16 protein-coding genes and 1 riboswitch are annotated in these 21,092 nt (G+C 75.0%); of the genes, 7 read left to right on the top strand and 9 right to left on the bottom strand.

Going from position 1 to position 21,092, the window contains the following annotated elements; translation table 11 throughout:
* Positions 1-103 precede the first annotated feature (103 nt).
* Positions 104-3,721, bottom strand: coding sequence for a cobaltochelatase subunit CobN (cobN, locus tag ACZ6ZT_RS31135; RefSeq protein WP_469723514.1), 3,618 nt, complete (start codon positions 3,719-3,721; stop codon positions 104-106).
* A gap of 40 nt (positions 3,722-3,761) precedes the next feature.
* Positions 3,762-3,887, bottom strand: a riboswitch (cobalamin riboswitch).
* Positions 3,888-4,097: 210 nt separating this feature from the next.
* On the opposite strand from cobN, the gene cobG reads away from it, so the two are divergent.
* Genes cobG through ACZ6ZT_RS31120 form a run of 3 tightly spaced genes read left to right on the top strand, consistent with a single transcriptional unit; the run spans position 4,098 to position 7,514 of the window.
* Complete coding sequence (cobG, locus tag ACZ6ZT_RS31130) at positions 4,098-5,384, top strand: precorrin-3B synthase (RefSeq protein ID WP_469723513.1); 1,287 nt, start codon at positions 4,098-4,100, stop codon at positions 5,382-5,384.
* A gap of 4 nt (positions 5,385-5,388) precedes the next feature.
* Entirely contained in the window at positions 5,389-6,036 is a 648-nt protein-coding gene (locus ACZ6ZT_RS31125) for a precorrin-8X methylmutase (RefSeq protein WP_469723512.1), read from the top strand.
* On the top strand, positions 6,033-7,514 hold the full coding sequence (locus ACZ6ZT_RS31120; protein WP_469723510.1) for a precorrin-2 C(20)-methyltransferase: 1,482 nt from the start codon (positions 6,033-6,035) through the stop codon (positions 7,512-7,514). The genes ACZ6ZT_RS31125 and ACZ6ZT_RS31120 overlap by 4 nt, the downstream gene beginning before the upstream one ends.
* Positions 7,515-7,570: 56 nt before the next feature.
* On the opposite strand, the gene ACZ6ZT_RS31115 is transcribed toward ACZ6ZT_RS31120, so the two are convergent.
* From ACZ6ZT_RS31115 to cbiE, 4 genes are read right to left on the bottom strand one after another with little or no spacing between them, the layout of a single operon-like run.
* Positions 7,571-8,071, bottom strand: coding sequence for a hypothetical protein (locus ACZ6ZT_RS31115; RefSeq protein ID WP_469723509.1), 501 nt, complete (start codon positions 8,069-8,071; stop codon positions 7,571-7,573).
* A gap of 30 nt (positions 8,072-8,101) precedes the next feature.
* The gene (locus ACZ6ZT_RS31110; RefSeq protein WP_469723508.1) at positions 8,102-8,911 is read right to left on the bottom strand and encodes a cobalt-precorrin-6A reductase; all 810 of its coding nucleotides are present in this window, start codon (positions 8,909-8,911) and stop codon (positions 8,102-8,104) included.
* Complete coding sequence (gene cobM / locus ACZ6ZT_RS31105; protein ID WP_469723506.1) at positions 8,901-9,650, bottom strand: precorrin-4 C(11)-methyltransferase; 750 nt, start codon at positions 9,648-9,650, stop codon at positions 8,901-8,903. Before cobM ends, ACZ6ZT_RS31110 begins: the two co-directional genes overlap by 11 nt.
* Complete coding sequence (cbiE, locus tag ACZ6ZT_RS31100; protein ID WP_469723505.1) at positions 9,647-10,894, bottom strand: precorrin-6y C5,15-methyltransferase (decarboxylating) subunit CbiE; 1,248 nt, start codon at positions 10,892-10,894, stop codon at positions 9,647-9,649. The genes cobM and cbiE overlap by 4 nt, the downstream gene beginning before the upstream one ends.
* A gap of 486 nt (positions 10,895-11,380) precedes the next feature.
* On the opposite strand from cbiE, the gene ACZ6ZT_RS31095 reads away from it, so the two are divergent.
* From ACZ6ZT_RS31095 to ACZ6ZT_RS31085, 3 genes are all read left to right on the top strand, one after another.
* The gene (locus tag ACZ6ZT_RS31095) at positions 11,381-12,328 is read left to right on the top strand and encodes an oxidoreductase (RefSeq protein ID WP_469723504.1); all 948 of its coding nucleotides are present in this window, start codon (positions 11,381-11,383) and stop codon (positions 12,326-12,328) included.
* Between the two features lie 107 nt (positions 12,329-12,435).
* Entirely contained in the window at positions 12,436-13,659 is a 1,224-nt protein-coding gene (locus ACZ6ZT_RS31090; RefSeq protein WP_469723503.1) for a helix-turn-helix domain-containing protein, read from the top strand.
* 115 nt (positions 13,660-13,774) lie between these two features.
* The gene (locus ACZ6ZT_RS31085) at positions 13,775-14,104 is read left to right on the top strand and encodes a hypothetical protein (protein WP_469723501.1); all 330 of its coding nucleotides are present in this window, start codon (positions 13,775-13,777) and stop codon (positions 14,102-14,104) included.
* Positions 14,105-14,405: 301 nt separating this feature from the next.
* Here ACZ6ZT_RS31085 and ACZ6ZT_RS31080 read toward each other — a convergent pair whose 3' ends face one another.
* Complete coding sequence (locus ACZ6ZT_RS31080; RefSeq protein WP_469723500.1) at positions 14,406-15,338, bottom strand: trypsin-like serine peptidase; 933 nt, start codon at positions 15,336-15,338, stop codon at positions 14,406-14,408.
* Positions 15,339-15,463: 125 nt separating this feature from the next.
* On the opposite strand from ACZ6ZT_RS31080, the gene ACZ6ZT_RS31075 reads away from it, so the two are divergent.
* Positions 15,464-16,522 carry a phosphatidylinositol-specific phospholipase C domain-containing protein gene (locus ACZ6ZT_RS31075; protein WP_469723499.1) on the top strand — a complete coding sequence of 353 codons (1,059 nt, stop codon included), beginning with the start codon at positions 15,464-15,466 and terminating at the stop codon, positions 16,520-16,522.
* 72 nt (positions 16,523-16,594) lie between these two features.
* Here ACZ6ZT_RS31075 and ACZ6ZT_RS31070 read toward each other — a convergent pair whose 3' ends face one another.
* The 3 genes from ACZ6ZT_RS31070 to ACZ6ZT_RS31060 all read right to left on the bottom strand — a co-directional run bounded on the left by ACZ6ZT_RS31070 (position 16,595) and on the right by ACZ6ZT_RS31060 (position 21,078).
* A complete protein-coding gene (locus ACZ6ZT_RS31070; protein ID WP_469723498.1) occupies positions 16,595-18,901 on the bottom strand; it encodes an immune inhibitor A domain-containing protein in 2,307 nt (768 codons plus the stop codon).
* 108 nt (positions 18,902-19,009) lie between these two features.
* Positions 19,010-19,828 (bottom strand): 4'-phosphopantetheinyl transferase family protein, encoded by an 819-nt coding sequence (locus ACZ6ZT_RS31065; protein ID WP_469723497.1) that lies wholly within the window; start codon positions 19,826-19,828, stop codon positions 19,010-19,012.
* Positions 19,825-21,078 carry an MFS transporter gene (locus ACZ6ZT_RS31060; RefSeq protein ID WP_469723496.1) on the bottom strand — a complete coding sequence of 418 codons (1,254 nt, stop codon included), beginning with the start codon at positions 21,076-21,078 and terminating at the stop codon, positions 19,825-19,827. The genes ACZ6ZT_RS31065 and ACZ6ZT_RS31060 overlap by 4 nt, the downstream gene beginning before the upstream one ends.
* Positions 21,079-21,092 lie beyond the last annotated feature (14 nt).

Below are 21,092 nucleotides of genomic sequence, written 5' to 3'. Positions count from 1 at the left end.
CCCCGGTTCGCCCCCACCACCCCCGAACACCGGCTAAGCCCCCGAACGCCGCCCGGCCCGACCCCTCGCAACGAGGGGCCGGGCCGGGCGGTGGTCCGGGCGGTTATTCCGCTTCGGCTTCGAGGTGGCCTTCCGTGGCCAGGTAGGCCTCGCGGAGGGATTCGAGGATCTGGGGGTCCGGCTTTTCCCACATGCCGCGGGATTCGGCTTCCAGGAGGCGTTCCGCGATGCCGTGCAGGGCCCAGGGGTTGGCTTCCTCCAGGAAGGCGCGGTTCACCGGGTCCAGGACGTAGGTTTCCGTCAGCTTGTCGTACATCCAGTCCGCGATCACGCCCGTCGTGGCGTCGTAGCCGAAGAGGTAGTCGACCGTCGCCGCCAGTTCGAAGGCGCCCTTGTAGCCGTGGCGGCGCATCGCCTCGATCCACTTCGGGTTGACCACGCGGGCGCGGAAGACGCGGCTGGTCTCCTCCACCAGGGTGCGGGTCTTGACCGTTTCGGGGCGCGTGGAGTCGCCGATGTAGGCCTCGGGAGCCGTGCCGCGCAGGGCGCGGACCGTGGCCACCATGCCGCCGTGGTACTGGAAGTAGTCGTCGGAGTCCGCGATGTCGTGCTCACGGGTGTCGGTGTTCTTCGCCGCCACCGTGATGCGCTTGTACGCCGACTCCATCTCGGCGCGGGCCGGGCGGCCCTCCAGGCCGCGGCCGTAGGCGTAACCGCCCCAGACCGTGTAGACCTCCGCCAGGTCGGCGTCGGTGCGCCAGTCGCGGGAGTCGATCAGCTGGAGGATGCCGGCGCCGTAGGTGCCCGGGCGGGAGCCGAAGATACGGGTCGTCGCGCGGCGTTCGTCACCGTGCTCGGCCAGGTCCGCCTGGGCGTGGGCACGCACGTAGTTGTCCGCGGCGGGCTCCTCCAGGGCGGCCGCCAGCCGGACCGCGTCGTCCAGCAGGCCGATGACGTGCGGGAAGGCGTCGCGGAAGAAGCCCGAGATACGGAGCGTCACGTCGATGCGGGGGCGGCCGAGTTCGGTGAGCGGGATCGCCTCGATGCCCGTGACGCGGCGCGAGGCCTCGTCCCAGACCGGGCGGACGCCGAGGAGGGCCAGGGCTTCCGCGATGTCGTCGCCCGCCGTGCGCATCGCGCTCGTGCCCCACAGGGAGAGGCCGACGGAGGCGGGCCATTCGCCGTCGTTGTCGGTGCGGTAGCGGGTGAGGAGGGAGTCCGCGAGGGCCTGGCCCGTCTCCCACGCCAGCCGGGAGGGGACGGCCTTCGGGTCGACCGAGTAGAAGTTGCGGCCGGTCGGCAGGACGTTGACCAGGCCGCGCAGCGGGGAGCCGGAGGGGCCCGCCGGTACGAAGTCGCCGTCCAGGGCCCGGACGACGTGCGCGATCTCGTCCGTGGTGCCCGCCAGGCGCGGGACGACCTCGCGGGCGGCAAAGGCGAGGACGTCCGCCACCGCCGCGGGGTGGCCGGCGGCGACGGAGGCGACCGCGTCCGCGGACCAGCCGGCGTCCTCCATCGCCCGGACCAGGGCGCGGGCCGTCTCCTCGACGGCGTCCGCCGAGGTGCGGGTGGGGGCCGACTCGTCCAGGCCGAGGGCCTCGCGCAGGCCCGGGAGGGCCGTCGTACCGCCCCAGATCTGGCGGGCCCGCAGGATCGCCAGGACCAGGTTGACGCGGGCCTCGCCGGTCGGGGCGCCGCCGAGGACGTGCAGGCCGTCGCGGATCTGCGCGTCCTTGACCTCGCACAGCCAGCCGTCGACGTGGAGGAGGAAGTCGTCGAAGCCCTCGTCGTCCGGGCGTTCTTCGAGGCCCAGGTCGTGGTGCAGCTTCGCCGCCTGGATCAGCGTCCAGATCTGCGCGCGGATCGCCGGCAGCTTCGCCGGGTCCATGGCGCTGATCTGCGCGTACTCGTCCAGGTGCTGTTCGAGCCGGGCGATGTCCCCGTACGACTCGGCGCGCGCCATCGGCGGCACCAGGTGGTCGACCAGGGTGGCGTGCACGCGGCGCTTGGCCTGCGTGCCCTCGCCCGGGTCGTTGACGAGGAAGGGGTAGATCAGGGGGAGGTCGCCGAGGGCGGCGTCCGGGGCGCAGGAGGCGGAGAGGCCGGCGTTCTTGCCGGGCAGCCATTCGAGGTTGCCGTGCTTGCCCAGGTGGATCATCGCGTCGGCGCCGAAGCCGCCGTCCTCCGCGCGCGCCTGGATCCAGCGGTACGCGGCCAGGTAGTGGTGCGAGGGCGGCAGGTCCGGATCGTGGTAGATCGCGATCGGGTTCTCGCCGAAGCCGCGCGGCGGCTGGATCAGGATCAGCAGGTTGCCGCGGCGCAGCGCCGCGAGGACGATGTCGCCCTCGGGGTTCGCCGAACGGTCCACGAACATGTTGCCGGGAGCCTCGCCCCAGTGCTCCTCGACGCTTTCGCGGAGCTCGGCGGGCAGTTCGGCGAACCAGCGGCGGTAGTCGGCCGCCGGGATGCGGACCGGGTTGCGGGCGAGCTGCTCCTCGGTCAGCCAGTCCTGGTCGTGGCCGCCCGCCTCGATCAGCGCGCGGATCAGCTCGTCGCCGTCGCCCGAGACGAGGCCGGGGATATCGGTCGCCGGGCCGAAGTCGTAGCCGCCCGCGATGAGGGTGCGCAGCAGCTCCACGGCGCTGGCCGGGGTGTCGAGGCCGACGGCGTTGCCGATGCGGGAGTGCTTGGTGGGGTACGCCGACAGGACGAGGGCGATCCGCTTGTCGCGGCGCTCGATGTGCCGCAGCCGGGCGTGGCGCACCGCGATGCCGGCGACGCGGGCGGCCCGCTCGGGGTCGGCGACGTAGGCGGGCAGGCCGTCCTCGTCGATCTCCTTGAAGGAGAACGGCACCGTGATCAGGCGGCCGTCGAACTCCGGGACCGCGACCTGGGTGGCGGCGTCGAGCGGCGAGAGGCCCTCGTCGTTCTCCTCCCAGGCGCCGCGGGAGCCGGTCAGGCACAGGGCCTGGAGGATCGGTACGCCGAGCGAGGCGAGGGCGCCCGCGTCCCAGGACTCGTCGTCCCCGCCCGCGGAGGCGGTGGCCGGGCGGGTGCCGCCGGCGGCCAGGACGGTGGTGATGAGCGCGTCGACGCCCGCCAGCTCGGCCAGCAGTTCCGGCTCCGGGGTGCGCAGGGAGGACACGTACAGCGGCAGGGGGCGGCCGCCCTTGGCCTCGATGGCCGCGCAGAGGGCGTGCACGAAGGCGGTGTTGCCGCTCATCTGGTGGGCGCGGTAGTAGAGCACCGCGACGCGCGGGCCCTCGGCCGACTCGGCGGCGGGGCGCTCCAGGTGGCCCCAGGTGGGGGAGGCGGCGGGGGGCTCGAAGCCGTGGCCGGTGAGGAGCACGGTGTCGGAGAGGAAGCGGGCCAGCTGGTCGAGGTTGGCGGGGCCGCCGTGCGCGAGGTAGGCGTGCGCCTCGGCCGCGATGCCGATGGGGACGGTGGAGGCCTCCATCAGCTGGGCGTCCGGGGCCTGTTCGCCGGTCAGCACCACGACCGGGCGGGTCTGGCCGGGGGCCAGGAGGACGTCGAGGCCCTCCTGCCAGGCGCGGAGGCCGCCGAGGAGGCGTACGACGACCAGCCCGACGCCGTCGAGGAGCCCGGGGAGGTCGTCGAGGGGGAGGCGGGAGGGGTTCGCGAACCGGTACGGGACGGGGCCGTCCGCGGCGGCGCGAGCGCTCAGCAGATCGGTGTCGGACGTCGACAGCAGCAGGATCATGCGGCGGCAGGCCTTCCTCGGGGTTTCCGCGCCCCGGGCAGTGAGGACGACGGGAGTTCCTGACTCACCCCGCCGATCGCTCCGCGGGGTTCACAGTGGCGGGACCGCGCCGGAATCGCACCGGGCTTCCTCCCATGTCGCCGTCCTCGGCGATGACGGGCCGAACGGCCCGTCGGAAGGTCATCCTAGGCGGCGTCGTCCCTGGCCGGGAGTGGGGGTGGCCCGCTCGGGCGGGAGCGCGGGGGACCTGCCCCGGGGGCCGCGCCGCGAAACGCCGACGGGGCGGCGGGAACCGTACGGGGGAGGGGGCTGCGGGGTGGGGAGGGTGGCGTCTGACACAGGCCGGGCGTGGGGAATCGTGGGTATGCTCGCGGCCATGCCCCAGCCCCCTTCCGTCACATCGCGGGACGAACCCGTCATACGGGACCGCGGTGACGCCTGCCCCGGCGCGCTGCGCCTGCACGCGGCGGACGACGGGTTCCTGGCGCGCGTCCGGATCCCCGGCGGGCTCCTCGACGGCCCGGCGGCGGTGGCGCTGGCCGACGCCGCCGACCGGCTCGGCGACGGCCACCTCGACCTCACCTCGCGCGGCAACGCGCAACTGCGCGGCCTCGGCGCGGCCTGCGGCGGGGAACTCGCCGCGCTGCTGGACCGGGCCGGGCTGCTCCCCGCGCCCTCGCACGAGCGCGTCCGCAACATCGTGGCCTCCCCGCTGACCGGCCTGGACCGCTCCGGCCTGCCCGATGTGTCGGCCTGGGTGCCGGAGCTGGACCGGCTGTTGTGCGCCGATCCGGCGGCGGCCGGGCTCTCCGGGCGCTTCCTGTTCGCCCTCGACGACGGGCGCGGCGACGTGGCCGCCCTCGCCGGAGACGTCGTCGTGGTCGCGCGCCCCGACGGCACGGCCCTGGTGTCCACCGCCGGCGCCCGGGAGGGCGTCCGCGTCGCGGCGGAGCATGCCCCCCGGGCCGCGCTGCTCGCCGCCCGCCACTTCCTCGACGCCGCCCGGTCGGCCGGTACGCGAGCCTGGCGGGTGAGCGAACTGCCCCCCGAACACGCCCTGGATACCAACGAGTTGGCGGGTCGGCTGGCCGCCGCCGGGATCACCGGCCGGGTCGCGGACGCGTCCGTGCCCCCGCCGGGTGACGGGCCCGAGCCGGGGCTGGTGCGCGGAGCGGACGGGCGGGCCGCGCTGTCCGTACTGGCCCCCCTCGGCCGGCTGAGCAGCGGCCAGTGGCGCACGCTGGCCCGAGCGGGCGGCCGCGCGGGGCTGCGGCTGACACCCTGGCGCGGGATCGTCGTCCCCGGACTGACCGGGCCCTCGGCCGCCCGCGCGCTCGCCGCCGCCGCCGACGCCGGCCTCGTCACCACCCCCGAAGACCCCTGGCGCTCCGTCACCGCCTGTACCGGGCGGCCCGGTTGCGCCAAGTCCCGGGCCGACGTACGCGCCGACGCGCTGGCCCTCGTACGGCGGACGCCCGGGCCGCTGCCCGTGCACTGGTCCGGATGCGAACGCCGCTGCGGGCATCCGCGCGCCGCCGCCTGGGTGGACCTCGTCGCCACCCCGGACGGCTACGAGGTCTCCGCGGCCGGCCGCGCCCCCGCGACCGTCCGGCACCCAGATCTGGCGGCGGCCCTGACGACCGCCCGCAGCACCACCCAGTGAAGAAATGAGCGAGTACACCGTGTTCGAGTACGAGAAGGACGGCGCCGCGATCTACCGGCAGTCCTTTGCCACGATCCGCGCCGAGGCGGACCTTTCCGGGCTGCCCGCCTCCGTCGCCCAGGTCGCGGTGCGCATGATTCACGCCTGCGGGATGACCGACCTGCCCGGGGACCTCGGCTACACCCCGGACGTCGTGCTGCGGGCGCGCGCCGCGCTGCGCGCGGGCGCGCCGGTCCTGTGCGACGTGCAGATGGTCGCCAGCGGCGTCACCCGCAAGCGGCTGCCCGCCGCCAACGAGGTGATCTGCACCCTCTCCGACCCGGCGGTGCCCGCGCTCGCCGCGAAGATGGGCACCACGCGCAGCGCCGCCGCCCTCGAAGTGTGGCGGGACCGGGGCCTGTTGGAGGGCTCGGTGATCGCCGTCGGCAACGCGCCCACCGCGCTGTTCCGGCTGCTGGAGATGATCGAGGAGGGCGCCCCGCGCCCGGCCGCCGTGATCGGCGTGCCCGTCGGCTTCATCGGCGCCGCCGAGTCCAAGGACGCGCTCGCCGCGCACCCCTCGGGCCTGGACCACCTGATCGTGCGCGGCCGGCGCGGTGGCAGCGCCATCGCGGCCGCCGCCGTCAACGCGATCGCGAGCGAGGAAGAATGAGCAAGCTGTACGGCGTCGGGCTCGGCCCCGGCGACCCCTCTCTGATGACCCTGCGGGCCGTCGAGGCCATCGCCGGAGCCGACGTGGTCGCCTACCACAGCGCCCGCCACGGCCGTTCCATCGCCCGCTCGATCGCCGCGAAGCACCTGCGCTCCGACCACATCGAGGAACCGCTGGTCTACCCGGTCACCACCGAGACCACCGACCACCCCGGCGGCTACCAGGGGGCGATGGAGGAGTTCTACGAGGCCGCCGCGGCCCGCCTCGCCGCGCACCTGGACGCCGGGCGCACCGTGGCCGTCCTCGCGGAGGGCGACCCGCTCTTCTACAGCTCGTACATGCACATGCACAAGCGGCTCGCCGACCGGTACCCGACCGAGGTGATCCCCGGCGTGACCTCCGTGAGCGCCGCCGCGGCCCGCCTCGGCACCCCGCTCGTCGAGGGCGAGGAGGTGCTGACGATCCTGCCCGGCACCCTGTCCGAGGAGGAGCTGACCGCACGCCTCGCCGCCACCGACTCGGCCGTCGTCATGAAGCTCGGCCGCACCTTCCCCGCCGTGCGGCGGGCGATGGAGGCCGCCGGGCGGCTGCCGGAGGCCCGTTACGTGGAGCGCGCCACCATGGAGGGCGAGCGCACCGGCCTCCTCGCGGACACCGACCCGGACAGCGTGCCGTACTTCGCCGTGGCCGTCGTGCCGAGCCGGACCGGCAACCCGGGCAGCGTGCCCTCCGGCCCCGGACAGGTCGCCGTCGTCGGCACCGGGCCCGCCGGGCCGCTGTGGCTGACCGCCGAGACGCGGCGGGCGCTGGCCGACGCGGAGGTGCTCGTCGGGTACACCACGTACCTGAACCGGGTGCCCGTACGGCCGGGCCAGGTGCGGCACGGCTCCGACAACAAGGTGGAGTCCGAGCGGGCCGAGTTCGCCCTCGACCTCGCCCGGCGCGGCCGGCGGGTGGCCGTGGTCTCCGGCGGTGACCCGGGCGTCTTCGCCATGGCCACCGCCGTCCTGGAGGTGGCCGCGCAGCCCGCGTACGCGGACGTGCCGGTACGGGTGCTGCCGGGGGTGACCGCCGCCAACGCGGCGGCGGCCGCGGCCGGGGCCCCGCTGGGCCACGACTACGCCACCGTCTCGCTGTCCGACCGGCTCAAGCCGTGGGAGGTCATCGCGGAGCGGCTGCGCGCCGCGGCCGCCGCCGACTTGGTGCTGGCCCTGTACAACCCGGGCTCGCGCAGCCGGACCTGGCAGGTGGAGCGGGCCAAGGAGCTGCTGCTGGAGCTGCGTTCGGCGCAGACGCCGGTGGTCGTCGCCCGGGACGTGGGCGGGCCGGAGCAGTCGGTGCGCGTCCTCACGCTGGGGGAGCTGGAGCCCGCCGAGGTCGACATGCGCACGATCCTGCTGGTCGGCTCCTCGCAGACGCGGGTCACCGAGCGGCCCGACGGGTCGCGGGTGACGTGGACCCCGCGCCGCTACGGCTGACGTCGCGGATGACGTGACCACGCGCCGCTAGGGCTGACCCTCAGGGCCGCGGGGGGTCAGCCCGCGCAGCCCGTCAGGACGTCGGCGCAGCCCTGTACCTCCCGGGGGTCCAGGGTGAGGAGCTGCCAGGAGACGACGCCGGCCGGGGGCGAGTCGTCCTGCTGCACGGGCTCGATGTGCGCGGACACCGCCGCCCCCGCCGGGAGGTTGAGCCGGGTGACCTCCCCGGCGGTGCAGGACACGTCGAACGAGCGGTCGCCCGCGCCGCCCTCCCGGGACAGAACGAGGGTGACGCGGGGGCGCTCCTCGCTGTCGCAGGCGACGTCGAAGCGGTACGGGCGCTCCCCGCCGGTCTCCAGGTTCTTCTCCAGCCCCTTGGCGAGGAAGGCGGTGCCGCGCATCGTCACCTTGCCGTTCCCCGTGCCCTTGCCGAGGACCTCGTCGGCCCGCTGGAGCGCGTCGTCGGGCTCCCACCCTCGGGGAGCCGCTTTCTCGCCGCAGCCGGTGACGAGCGCCGTGACGGCGAGGACCAGGGCGAAGCAGTGACGTATCCGCATTCCCTCAGCCTAGAGGGTGCGGAGGTCACTTCAGGGCCTGCGGGCGGAGGCGTCCGTCGTGGAGAGCCAGCGCAGGGCGGCCGGCACCGACGGGGCCTCGGTGACCCCCGCCGGAACCGGGGGGCGGCGTACGACGAGGACCGGGATCCCGGCCTCGCGGGCGGCGGTGAGCTTGGGGGCCGTCGCGGTGCCGCCGCTGTCCTTGGTGACCAGGACGTCGATGCGGTGCCGGGCGAGCAGTTCCCGCTCGTCGGCGAGGGTGAACGGGCCCCGCTCCAGCAGCACTTCCAGCCGCGGCGGCACCGGCCCGTCGGGCGGGTCCACCGAACGCACCAGGAACCAGGGCTCGGTGAGGTGCGCGAAGGTGTGCAGGCCCGTCCGGCCGGTGGTCAGGAAGACCCGGTCCGCGCCCCGCTCCGCCAGCAGCCCGGCCACCCCCTCCAGGGAGTCGGCGTGGAGCCAGTCGTCACCGGGGCTGGGCGTCCAGCCGGGGCGGCGCAGTGCCAGCAGCGGCACGCCGGTGAGCGCCCCGGCCCCGGCGGCGTGGAAGCTCATGCGCTCCGCGAAGGGGTGGGTGGCGTCCACGACGTGGGTGACGCCGTGGGCGGTGATCCAGCCGGCCAGCCCGGCGACGCCGCCGAAGCCGCCGATCCGGGTCTCGCCCGGGGGCGGCACCGGGGCCGCGACCCGGCCCGCGAGGGAGTTCGTCACCCGGTACGAGGGGTCGTGCTCCAGCGCCTCCGCCAGCCGGCGGGCCTCCGTGGTACCGCCCAGGATCAGGACGTGGGCGGGGGGCCGGGCCCGGGACGGGGGCTGGGAACGGGCCTGGTCAGCAGACATGCCGGTCGCGCTCGGGGGAGTACAGGTGGCTGTCGGGGAACTGCTCCGCGCCCAGCGTCCGGCCCACGATGATCACGGCGGTGCGCACCAGCCCGGCCGCCTTCACCTGCGGCGCGATGTCGGCCAGGGTGCCGCGCAGGATCAGCTCGTCGGGGCGGCTCGCCATCGCGACCACCGCCACCGGGCACTCGGCGCCGTAGTGCGGCAGCAGTTCGTCCACGACCCGCTCGACGTAACGCGTGGCCAGGTGGAGCACCAGCAGCGCCCCGCTGCGCCCGAGGGTGGCCAGGTCCTCGCCGGGCGGCATCGGCGTCGCCTGCTGGGCGATCCGGGTCAGGATCACGGTCTGGCCGACGGTGGGGACGGTCAGCTCCCGCTTGAGCGCGGCGGCCGCCGCGGCGAAGGCCGGTACGCCCGGGACCACCTCGTAGGGGATGCCCGCCGCGTCCAGGCGGCGCATCTGCTCGGCGACCGCGCTGAACACCGAGGGGTCGCCGGAGTGCAGCCGCGCCACGTCCTGGCCCGCCGCGTGGGCCCGTACGAACTCGGCGACGATCTCGTCCAGGTTCAGTCCGGCGGTGTCGACCAGGCGGGCGCCCGGCGGGCACTCGGCCAGCAGTTCGCGGGGGACCAGGCTGCCCGCGTACAGGCAGACGGGGGCGGCGGCCAGGGTCCGGGCACCGCGCACCGTGATCAGGTCGGCGGCGCCGGGGCCCGCTCCGATGAAGTACACGGTCATGACTGATCCTTCTCCTTGGTTACCGACCATTGGGTGACGGGCATCGCCGGCCGCCAGCCCGTGAAGCCGCCGACCGCCGTGGCGTGCGAGACGGCCAGCTTGACCAGGTCGCCGCCGAGGCGCCGGTAGCGCTCCGCGAGGACCGCCTCCGATTCCAGGGTGACGGTGTTGACGACGAGCCGGCCGCCCGGGGCCAGCGCCGACCAGGCGGCGTCGATCAGTCCGGGTGCGGTGAGGCCGCCGCCGATGAACACCGCGTCGGGGGCCGGGAGGCCGTCCAGGGCCGTGGGCGCCGCGCCGACGACCACGCGCAGGCCGGGGACGCCGAGTGCGGCGGCGTTACGGGCGATCCGGGCGGCGCGCTCCGGGACGCGCTCGACCGTCACGGCGCGGCAGGAGGGGTGCGTACGCATCCACTCGATGCCGATGGATCCGGAGCCGCCGCCGATGTCCCACAACAGCTCGCCGGGGGCCGGGGCGAGCGCGCACAGGGTCGCGGCGCGCACGTGCCGCTTGGTGAGCTGGCCGTCGTGCTCGTACGCGGCGTCGGGCAGGCCGGGCGTCGCGCCGAGCCGGGGCGCCGGGTGGGCGGGGTCGCGGCGGCAGTCGACGGCGACGACGTTGAGGGGATCGCCCGGCGGGTGCTCCCAGCGGGCGGCCGTGCCCTCGTACGCGTCCTCGTGCTCGGAGCCGAGCCGCTCCAGCACCCGCATCCGGCTCGGCCCGAAGCCGCGCTCGCACAGCAGGGCGGCGATCTCGGCCGGGCTGCCCGCGCCCGCGCTCAGCACCAGGACGCGCCGGCCCTCGTGCAGGGCGGCGGCGAGGCGGGCCACGGGGCGGCCGACCACGGTGACCACCTCGGTGTCCTCCACCGGCCAGCCCAGGCGGGCGCAGGCGTAGGAGACGGAGGAGGGGTGCGGGTGGATCCGCAGGGCGCCGGCGCCGAGCTCTTCGCAGAGGGCGCGGCCGATCCCGTAGAACATCGGGTCCCCGCTGGCCAGCACCGCGATGCGGCGGCCGGCGTGCTCGGCCATCAGCTTCGGGACGGCGGGGCGCAGCGGGCTCGGCCAGGCCACGCGCAGTCCGGCGCACGGGCCGGCCGGCAGCAGGTCCAGCTGCCGGGGCCCGCCGATGAGGACGTCGGCGCCGGACAGCGCCTCGCGGGCGGCGGCGGTGAGCCCGGCCCAGCCGTCGGCGCCGACGCCGACCACCGTGACGGGGGTGGGGGGTGCTGCGGAGCTCACGGTGGGTACCTCGGGATGCGGGCGGGAACGGGCGGCTCCGCAGCTTACCGCCGCCCCCGCCGGCGATCCCGGGCCGGGTGACCTGCGGGATCCCTGCGGGGTGGGGTGGGGGCTGGGGGCCTGTGGGGCGGGGGTTGGGGCGTGGGCACGGCCCCGGGCGGCCGGCGGGATACGGCGGTCTGGGCGGGGCGCCGGGGCGGGGCCTTTGTGGGCGTGGTGGGGCGGGGTTGGGCGCGGCCCGGCGGCGTGGGGGACTTAGTGGTCCGGGTCGGGCCGCGGGCCCGGGTCTGCGTGGGGCGGGAGCGGCGCCAGGTGATCGGCGGGGATGCGGGGAGCCCTGTTCCGGCGTGGCCCGGGGCCCCGTGCGGGCCCGGGGGTTCGCGCGGGTGGTGTGGGGCCCTGCCGGTGGGGGGTGGGGGCTGGGTAGGGTGGCGACGGGTGTGCCGTGGGCCGCACCTTCGTGTCGAGGGAGTCGAGGGAGTCGCCGTGACCGGCTGGAACGCCACGCACATCCCGGACCAGAGCGGCCGGACCGCCGTCGTGACCGGGGCCAACAGCGGCATCGGTTACGTCACCGCCCGCGAACTCGCCCGGCACGGCGCCGCCGTGACCCTGGCCTGCCGCAGCGCCGCGCGCGGCCGGGCCGCCGTGGTCCGGCTGCGCGCCGAAGTGCCAGGGGCCGAGGTGGAGTTCGCCCCGCTGGACCTGGCCGAGCTGGCCTCCGTACGGGAGTTCGCGCGTGCGTACGGGGCGCGGCACCCCCGCCTGGACCTCCTGATCAACAACGCCGGGGTGATGGCGCTGCCGTACGGGCGGACCGCCGACGGGTTCGAGACCCAGTTCGGCGTGAACCACCTCGGGCACTTCGCCCTGACCGGCCTGCTCCTGCCGCGGCTGCGGGCGGCCGGCCCCGGGGCCCGGATCGTGAACGTCTCCAGCGGCTTCCACGTCCTCGGCGACGTACGCCCCGAGGACCTGGACCCCGACCCGGCGCACGGCGCGGACGGCTACCGCCGCTGGACCGCGTACGGGCGCTCCAAGACGGCCAACCTGCTCTTCACCCACGAACTCGCCCGGCGCTTCACCGCGGCCGCCGCCACGGTCACGGCCGCCGCCGCACACCCCGGCTACGCCTCCACCAACCTGCACGCGGGGGCGTCCGCGCAGGAGGGCCGCACGCTCGGATCCCGGGTCATGGCCCTCGGCAACGGCCTGCTCGCCCAGCCCGCCGCCGGCGGCGCGCTGCCCACCCTGTACGCGGCCACCGCCCCCGGAGTCACCCAGGACGCCTTCTACGGCCCCCGCCTCGGCTGGCGCGGCGCCCCGGCCCCGTCCTGGCGCGCGAAGCGCACCCTGGACGACGCGGCCTCAGCCCGCCTCTGGACCGCCTCGGAGAAACTCACGGGCGTCTCGTACGCCTCGCTGCCCCGCTGAGCCCGGCGGGCCGTCTCGCTGCCTGGGGGCCGCCTCGCCCGGGATTCATTTCCTCGTCGCCGAACGGGAGTAGCGTTCTGAGTGTCCAGGCCAGAACGGAGTCCCGCATGCCCGAGCAGCAAGACACCGCACCCGCCCCCCAGACATTCGCCCAGCGCGCCCGTAGCGCAAGAGACCGCGCCGGGCTCACCCGGCCCGTCGCCGCCGGACTCGTCGGCCGCTCGGCCGAGTGGGTCAAGGGAATCGAGACCGGCGCCATCGGAATGCCCCGACTGCCCATGCTCATCCGCCTCGCGGCGATCTACGAGTGTGACGTTGCCGACCTGACTGGTGACGACCGAATCAGCGCCGCCAGCTACACCAAGGCGTCGCATGCCGAACTGCCCGTCATTAAAAGGGCCTTGACCACCTACCTGCTCAGCCATGCCGACAACCCGGCCGAGTCGGCGGAGATCCTGCACGCGCGCGTGAGACAGGCCTGGAAGCTGTGGCACGGTCCCGGCGACCATCGGTCGCGGGTCGCGGCGATGCTCCCGGACTTGCTGAGGGACACCCAGCACTCCGCACGGGCTTTGGAGGGCGCGGCCCGGCGCCAAGCACTGGTGGCACAGGCGCAGACATACCACCTGGTCCAACTGTTCCTTTCGTTCCAGCCCGCGCCGGAGCTCGTCATGATGACCGGGGACCGGGCCATGACCGCCGCGCAGGACGCGGACAGCCCCCGCGCGATCGCCGGCGCGGCCTGGTACATGAACCACATCCACCGCGACGCCAACGAGGCAGCGGAGGCTCGCGTGGAGCTGGCCGAGCAGGCCGCCGGGTTGCTGCGCCAGGACGACCAGGAAGACCTCGCCCGATGGGGCCTGCTGCAACTCGCCGTCGCCCTCAGCTTTGCGAAGGTCGGCCGAGCCGGTGATGCCTGGCGGTACTGGGACCGGGCGCACGATGCTGCGGGCCGTCTGGGCGCGGACTACGCACACCCCTGGCTGATCTTCGGACAGGGCATCGTGCAGGCGTACGCCCTCACCCTGCACAACGACCTGATGCAGCCCGGCAAGGCACTGGAGGTCGCGGCCGCGCTCGATCTGGACACGGTGCCGTCGGCGACCCGTCGCGCCTACCACCTGGTCGAGATGGCCCGCGCGCACGGGCTGCGCGGGGAGGGTGTCGCGTCCGTGGCCCTTTTGCAGAAGGCACACAAGGCGTCCCCCGAGACGGTCCGCTACAACATGCACACCCGGATGGTCCTCCCGGAGCTGGCGAAGACGGGGCCCCGAACGGTCCGCGGCGACGCCAGGCACCTCGCACAGGAACTGGGCGTCCCCGTGTAAGGGCGAGGGGTAGGAACGCTACCCCCGGTCAAGGGGGTAGGACCTCTCCCCCTCGCCCCTGCCGGGGGTCCCTACCGTCGTCTCACCACCCCGGACGACGGTAGGGAGCACCGCCATGACGACTGATCGGATGAGGGCCGCCGAGGAGACGGCCCGGGAGGCCCTCGTGCCCTATGGGGAGCGGATGGACGCCCTCGGGGTCGCGGGGCTCGTCGACCGGCTGATCAGTGCCGGGCAGCCGCTCTACGACGCGCTGGCGGCGCTTCCGCGGGCCGAGCGGGGGGAGCGGGCCGGGCACGTGCTGGCCGACTGGGCGTACTTCCTCGACGCCGGTCCGCTGACCACGGGGGACCACGCGAACTGGAACTACGCGCGCGGCCTCGCCCGGATCGTGCGGAGCATGGTCAGGGTGCTGCGCGAGCGGGAGACGGCCGGTGTGGCGTGAGTGAGGTCTGGCGGCAACTGGCCTATGTCGTGGTGGCCTTCGGGCTGCTCGGGGTGATCGTTCTCGGGGTGCGGTGAGGCCTCGCGCGGGCGTGCGTCCGTCCGCCCCCGTCGTGCATCCGTCCGCCCCGGTTGCGGGGTGACCCCCGGGGGAGGGCGCCGACGAAACTCCTCGGCATGGACGACACTCCGGACAACCACCCAGCAGGCCGCGACCACGCGGTGGCCCGGGATCGGCGAGGAGCCGACGGCCGCCGGTCGACGCCCTCCCGCCAGCCCGCCCGGCCCCCGCCCGGCCCGCGTCAGGGGGTGTCGCCCACCGCGCGCTCGTACAGGGCGCGGGTGCCGTCGCCGAAGTAGCTGCTGTACGAGGTCAGTTCGTCGCCGCCCCCGTCGCGCCCGCCGATCACCCCGATCAGGGTCCGCCCGCTCAGGATCGGCCCGCCGCTGGTGCCGTTCGGTACGTCCGCGCAGTCCAGCCGCAGCTGCGTGGGCCCTTCGGCGACCGCCGTGTGGGAGCAGGCCAGCGGCCGCTCGGTGTCGTTCGGGTAGCCCACCAGGCGGGCGGGCGCGGGCAGCGGGGGCCGGAAGGCGATGGTCCGCGCCCCCGTGAGGTCCTCCAGCCGCTGCCCGGGGTGCCCCGGCCGGCGCACCCGCAGGAACGCCACGTCGTGGTCGGGGTCCGAGGACTCCGACCAGCGCGGGTCCACGTACACGCGGGTCGGCACCCACACCCCGTACGGGGCGGTGCCGTCCTCGTATCCCGGGACGAAGGCGAGGTTGGTGCGGAAGCCGCCCGCGTACACGCAGTGCGCGGCGGTGGCGACGAGGTCCCCGGCGGGGGAGTGGACCACGCCGGCCGTGCAGTGGTGGTCGGAGTCCCAGTCCGGGCCGGGGGAGAACAGCGCCCCGACCGCCGGTTCGGCGGGGGCGACCGCGGCCTCCAGCGGGTCCGAGTCCCGCCAGGGGGCGGCGTCGGGGGCGGTCTCCGCGAGGATCGGGGCCTCCTCGGCGCCCCGGGCCGGCTCGGTGAGCCCCTCCAGCGCGGCCCGGGCCGCCTCGTCGGCCAGCTCCTCGTCCTGGACGTACCGGCCACGGGAGGGGTCCCCCTCGGCGACGGGGCCCAGCAGGGCGCGCAGCTCCGCGCGGTAGGACAGTCCGGCGGCGACCAGGGCGCAGCAGACTCCGGCCAGGACGCAGAGCCGTAGCGCCCGGCTTCTCATCGTGACGGCCATGTGCTGCTCCCGTTCCCGCTTCCGAAGCCGACCGCCATCTGCCGTCCTTCCGCACGTCACCCAACTCCCCTACGATCCAGCCGACTTGAGCCGGACAGACGTACGGGCGAACGGGAGCCGAAAACATGAGCATACGGAAGCGTGCGACGGGCGCGGCGGTGGCCTGCCTCACAGCGCTGGGCCTCGCCCTGGGCACGGCCCCGGCCGGGGCCGCGGGAACCGGGCGGGCCGCCGTCGCGGACCTGCCGTACGCGGGCTCGACCGGCGTCGGCGTGCACAACGCGTACGAGAAGGCGAAGTACCCCTACTTCGCGGACGCCCTCGACTCCGGCGCCGCGATGCTGGAGCTGGACGTGTGGACCAACTTCTTCGGCAGCTCCTGGCGGGTCGCCCACGACAACCCCTTCGGCAACAACAGCAACTGCGAGAACGCCACCAGCCCGGCCCAGCTGCGCACCAAGTCCCGCGACCAGAACCTCGCGGGCTGCCTCTCCGACATCCGCAGCTGGCACGACGCCCACCCCGGGCACCGCCCCATCGTCCTCAAGCTCGAAATGAAGGACGGCTTCGCCGCCAACCTGGGCCGCGGCCCCGCCGACCTCGACGCGCTGCTCTCCGCCAAGCTCGGCGACGCCCTGTACCGCCCGGCCCAGCTCGCCGCCGGCCACCCCGACCTGGACACCGCCGCCCGCGCCGGAGCCTGGCCGGCTCGCTCGGCGATGGCCGGGAAGTTCCTCGTCGAGCTGATTCCCGGCACGCTGGAGGAGGGCAACGCCGCCGACAAGCTCTGGACGGACCGGGAGTACGCGGAGCACCTGCGCTCCCTCGCCGGTGCGGGGCGCCTCGCCCAGGCCGCCGCCTTCCCGGCCGTCCACCGCGCCGAGGCGGGCGACCCCCGGGGCCGCTACGCGGACGCCACGCTGCGCCCCTGGTTCGTGGTCTTCGACGGTGACGCCGGGGCCTATGCCTCGGGGTCCATCGACACGGGCTGGTACGACCGCAACCACTACCTCCTGATCGCCACCGACGCCCAGAACGTCGCCCCGGCCATCGACGCGGTCCACCCCACCGAGGCCGAGGCCCGCGCCCGCCTGGCCCTGATGGCCGGCCACCACGCCTCGATCACCTCCGCGGACTGGTACCCGCTGCCGCAGGTCCTCTCCACCGTCGTCCCGCGCGGCTGACGCCGGACGCCCGGCCGGGGACATCCCGGCCGGGCGTCGGCGCCCCCAGTACGAGGCATCAGCCGGCGGGCCTCAGCTGGAGGGGCTCAGCTGAAGGGTGGTCTGCGTGCCGGACTCCTTCAGGATCTGCAGCCGCGTCCCCGTGTCGGGGACCTTGACGCCCAGCTGGGGCAGCTCCGGGTTCCAGTATGAGCCGCGGTGGTCGTCGAAGACCGCGATGCCCGGCCGGGCGGGGATCTTCAGCGGCGTGCCCGCCTTGTGCAGGGTGACGCGGTCCGTCGGCTTCGTGGAGAACGGGGCGTCGAACGTCTGGGCGCGCGCGTTCAGCAGGCTCCCGTCCGCGAACCTCAGCGGCTCCGGCCGGGCGTCGACCGGCAGCAGCAGCCCCGCGCCCGGGTGGGCCTTCGTGGTGTTGTCGCTGTAGGCGGTGTCCCACAGCCAGACCAGCACGCCCTGCTGGTACGGGAAGAACTCCACTGTGTCGCCGGTGAAGCCGAAGTTGTACGGGCCGGTCTTCAGCAGGCTGCCGTACCCGGTGTAGCGGCGGTTCTCGACCAGGTACGCGCGCGGGTGCTGCTCACTGCCGGTACGGCCCTCCGTACGCGACCACTTGAGCGCGGTCCAGCCGTTGGCGCCCTGCTCGGCGCCGTCGCGCAGCAGCTCGCGGCCGCCGTCGCCGGTGATCCGGATGTCGTCGAAGGACGCGCCGCGCCCGTGCGTGTTGCCGTCCGAGGTGACCCGGAGCCGCAGTTGCACCGTAGTGCCCGCGAACCGGTCCAGCGGGACGCTCAGTTCGGCCCAGCCCGCCGAGATGCCGGACAGCCCCTTGGCGGGGACGGGGGCGCCGTTGACGCTGCCGGGCAGGGCGGTGAAGGTCCGACCGCCGTCCGTGGAGGCCTCCACCGTCACGAAGTCGAAGTCCTGCTCGGTGTCGTACCAGACCCGGGAGGAGAGGACGGCGGCCCCGGCGGGGAGCTCGACGGTACGGGTCAGGGTGTTGTCCATGAAGTCGCCGGTGCCGCTCCACCACTGGCTGGAGCCCTCGTACGGGTCCGCGAGCTCGGTGCGCGTCTGCGACGGCGGCAGATGGACCAGGAGGGCCTGTGGGTCGGGGGTGTTGTACCCCGAGACGCCGAGGACGGCCCGGGTGCGGCGGCCCGCGTCGGCCTCCGTGTACTCCAGCCAGCCCAGCTGGAGCTTGCTCCACGGGTCGAGGTCGCCCGGGACCTCCCCGGTGGTGCGGGGGCCCGTGCCGAGGTAGGACGCCGAGGACATCAGCGACCAGAAGTTGACGCCGTTGTCCCCGTCCGAGCTGTACAGGTCCGGCAGCCCGAGGTCGTGGCCGAACTCGTGGGAGAACAGGCCGGCGCCGCTGTTCTCGCCGCCCGTGAGGTAGTCACCGGCCCAGATCCCGGTGTCGCCGACCGGCGTGCCGCCCGCCTTGTTGCCCTCGGGGCCCGCGCTGCCGGCCTGGTTCCAGTACGCGAACCAGCGGTGCGCCCAGACGGCGTCCTTGCCCTGGGCGCCGCCGCCCCAGGTCTGGTCCTTGCCCGCGTGCACGACGACCAGGTGGTCGAGGTAGCCGTCGGGCTCGTCGAAGTTCCCGTCGTGGTCGGCGTCGTAGCGGTCGTACACGTCGTACTCGGCGAGCTGCGCCTTGATCTGCTCCGGCGTACGGCCCTTCGCGCGCTCGGAGTCGTACCAGGCGGTGGTGGCGTCCCGGATCATGTCCCAGTTGGTGCGGCACTGACCGGTCTCGGTGCAGTCGTCGGTGCCGTAACGGGCCTCGTTGTACGGGAGCTTGACCCAGTCCGTGACGGTGCCGTCCATGTCGTAGCGGCCGGAGGACTGGATCCGGTAGTAGGCCCGCATGCTCGCCGCGCCGGGCTCGTCGGAGAAGAACTGCCGCTGGTAGAAGGCCCGGTCGAAGTCCTTGCGCCACAGGGTGTGGTTGTCGTCCGCGGCGGGCTTGCCGATGGTGTTGTGCGCGGGGCCGGGAGTGCCGCCGAAGCGGGGGTCCGTCTGGTCGCCGAACTCCGCGAGGATGACGAAGACCTTGTCGTGGCGTTCCTGGGCGAGCTCGACGTACTGCTTGCCGACCTTGACCGTACGGGGAAGGGTGCGGTCGGCGTCGGCGCGCAGGCCGGCCGCGGTTCCGGCGCCGCCGCCCGCCGCGACCTCCTCCAGGGCCTGGCGGCGCAGGGCCTGGCGCTGGAGTTCGAGGGGGGCGAGCGGGGGCGCGGCGGCCCGGTGCTCGGCGCCGGGTCCGCCGGTGGCCGCCGGCGGGGCGGGGGGTGGTGCGGCGGCCGCCGCGGGGGAGGAGAGGAGCGCGAGGGCGGCGAGGGATATCGCCGCTCCCGTCGCGACGAGTCTGCGCAACGGAGGTGACCTTTCGGGGAGTTCGGCCGGGTTCCGTCCGGGGTTCCGGCCGGGAGGTCCGGCCGGGGCTCGGAGCGCAGGTAATATTTCACATGTCACAGGTGACCGCTAGATGGGTGGCGGGAGTTGGAGGGCGAGCGCCGCACAGTGCCCCTCCGGGACCCGTACGTCGGACAGCGACCACCCCGGCATCCGCGCCGGCAGCGGGCCGGAGCCCACGTAGTCCGCCGCCGGGTCCTCCGACAGGCCCACCCCCAGCCCCTTCAGGTACGCCTCCTTGCGGGTCCACACCCGGGTGAAGGCCAACGCCCGCTCCCCGGCGGGCAGCACGGCCAGCTCGGCGGCCTCCTCGGGGTGCAGGACGTCCGCCGTCTCCGCGATCACCTCGGGCCGCACCAGCTCCTCCACGTCCACGCCGACCGGGGTGTCCGCGAACGCCAGCAGGCTGATGCCGGTGCAGTGGGAGAGCGAGAAGTGCAGGGCCCCGCCCGGGAGTACGGGCCGCCCGTGCGGCTCGTCGCAGTGCGCGCAGGGCGCCCGCTCCACGGTGACCTCGCGCGGGGCCAGCCCCAGGTACGCGCCGAGCAGGCGGCGCAGCGCGACGTGCGCGCAGACGTAGCTGTCCCGGTCGGCGGCGAGCGCGAACTCGGCGGCGCGGGCCAGCTCCTGGGCGTCCAGGGTGCCGGGCGCGTGCCGGGCCGCGTGCTCCCGATAGGCGGTGGTGTCCACCAGCCACAGCTGCGGCGCCCCGGCCGCCACCGGCACGGCGGTCGCCGGCCCGGGCCCGGTGAGCCGGCGGGGCACCAGGAGCGTCCCGGGGACGGGAAGCCCCCCGGAGCCGGCTCCCGCCGTGGCACCGGAGACCGCCGCCCGCCTGCTCAGGGCCGTACGGGGGGTTCCCCGGGCCGGGGCCGTCGGGGTGGTCATGCCGCCGCCGCGACGGGGAGCTTCGGCGTGGCGGGTTCCTCGGTGTGCGCCGGGTGGCGCAGGGCCAGGACGGCGGCGACCGGGGACACGAAGGCGATGGCCCCGCAGACCAGCCAGGTGGTCTGCACACCCAGCGCCAGTGACAGGGAGCTGAACACGGCGATGGAGATCGGCGCCGTACCGATCCCGGCGAGCGACAGCGTCGACATCGCGGCGCCCATCCGCTCCTCCGGGGCGGACTGCTGGTACAGGGTGACGATGGCCGGCCCGTTGAGCCCCGACAGCAGCCCGACCCCGGCCGCGACGGCGGTCAGCGACACCACGGACGGCATCAGCGCCATCACCAGGATCCCGGCGGCCAGCCCGGCCCCGGTCGCGACGAGCCGGACGAACATCGGGATGCGGTGGGCGAGCGCCGCGCCGACCGCGCTGGAGCCCAGCGCGCCCACGCTGAAGGCCGCCAGGACCACGCCCACCGCGCTCACGCCCCAGCCGCGCTCGGAGACCAGCAGCGGCAGGGCCACCTCGGCGGGCCAGCTGAAGGCCATGTCCAGGCAGAGGGCGGCGACGAACATCCAGCGCAGCCGGGGGTGGCGGGCCAGCAGCCGGAACCCGTCGCCGGACCGCTTGACGAGGGAGACGCCGGGCTCGGGCTCGGGGCGCACGAAGCCGTGGGTCACGTGCAGCAGGCAGCCGAACCAGATCGCCCCCGTGACCGCCCCGGCCAGCAGGGCCACCCACAGCTCCCCGACGGTGATCAGGAAGGCCCCGGCCGGGGCGCCGAGGATCGGGGCGACGCGCAGCACCATCGCGTACAGGGAGTTCGCACGGGCCAGCTGCTCCCCCCGGGCGAACATCGGCAGCAGCACGCCCGAGGCGGGACCGGCCAGCCCGAGCAGCACCCCCTCGATCAGGGCGATCACCACCAGCGGCCACAACTGCTGGGCGGTCGCGGTGAGTACGGCGCCGACGGCCAGCAGTGCGACGCGCGCGGCGGTGGTGCGCAGCAGGACGAAGCGGGGGCCGAGGGTGTCGGCCACCGCCCCGCCGAAGATCAGCATCAGCGCGCGGGGCACGGTCGCGGCGAGCATCAGCACGGTCACCGCGCGGGTGCCGCCGAGCTGTACGGCCGTCCAGTTCATGGCGATGAGCAGGGCGAAGCTGCCGAGCTGGACGGCGGCCTGGCCGCCCACCAGGGAGCTGACGCGGCCCCACTGCACGCGCTCGCGTGGCTGTCCGGGGATGTCCATGGTGCACCTTCTCT

The organism is Streptomyces sp. NPDC102258 (assembly GCF_055584685.1).
This window is presented reverse-complemented; position numbering and strand designations above follow the sequence as displayed.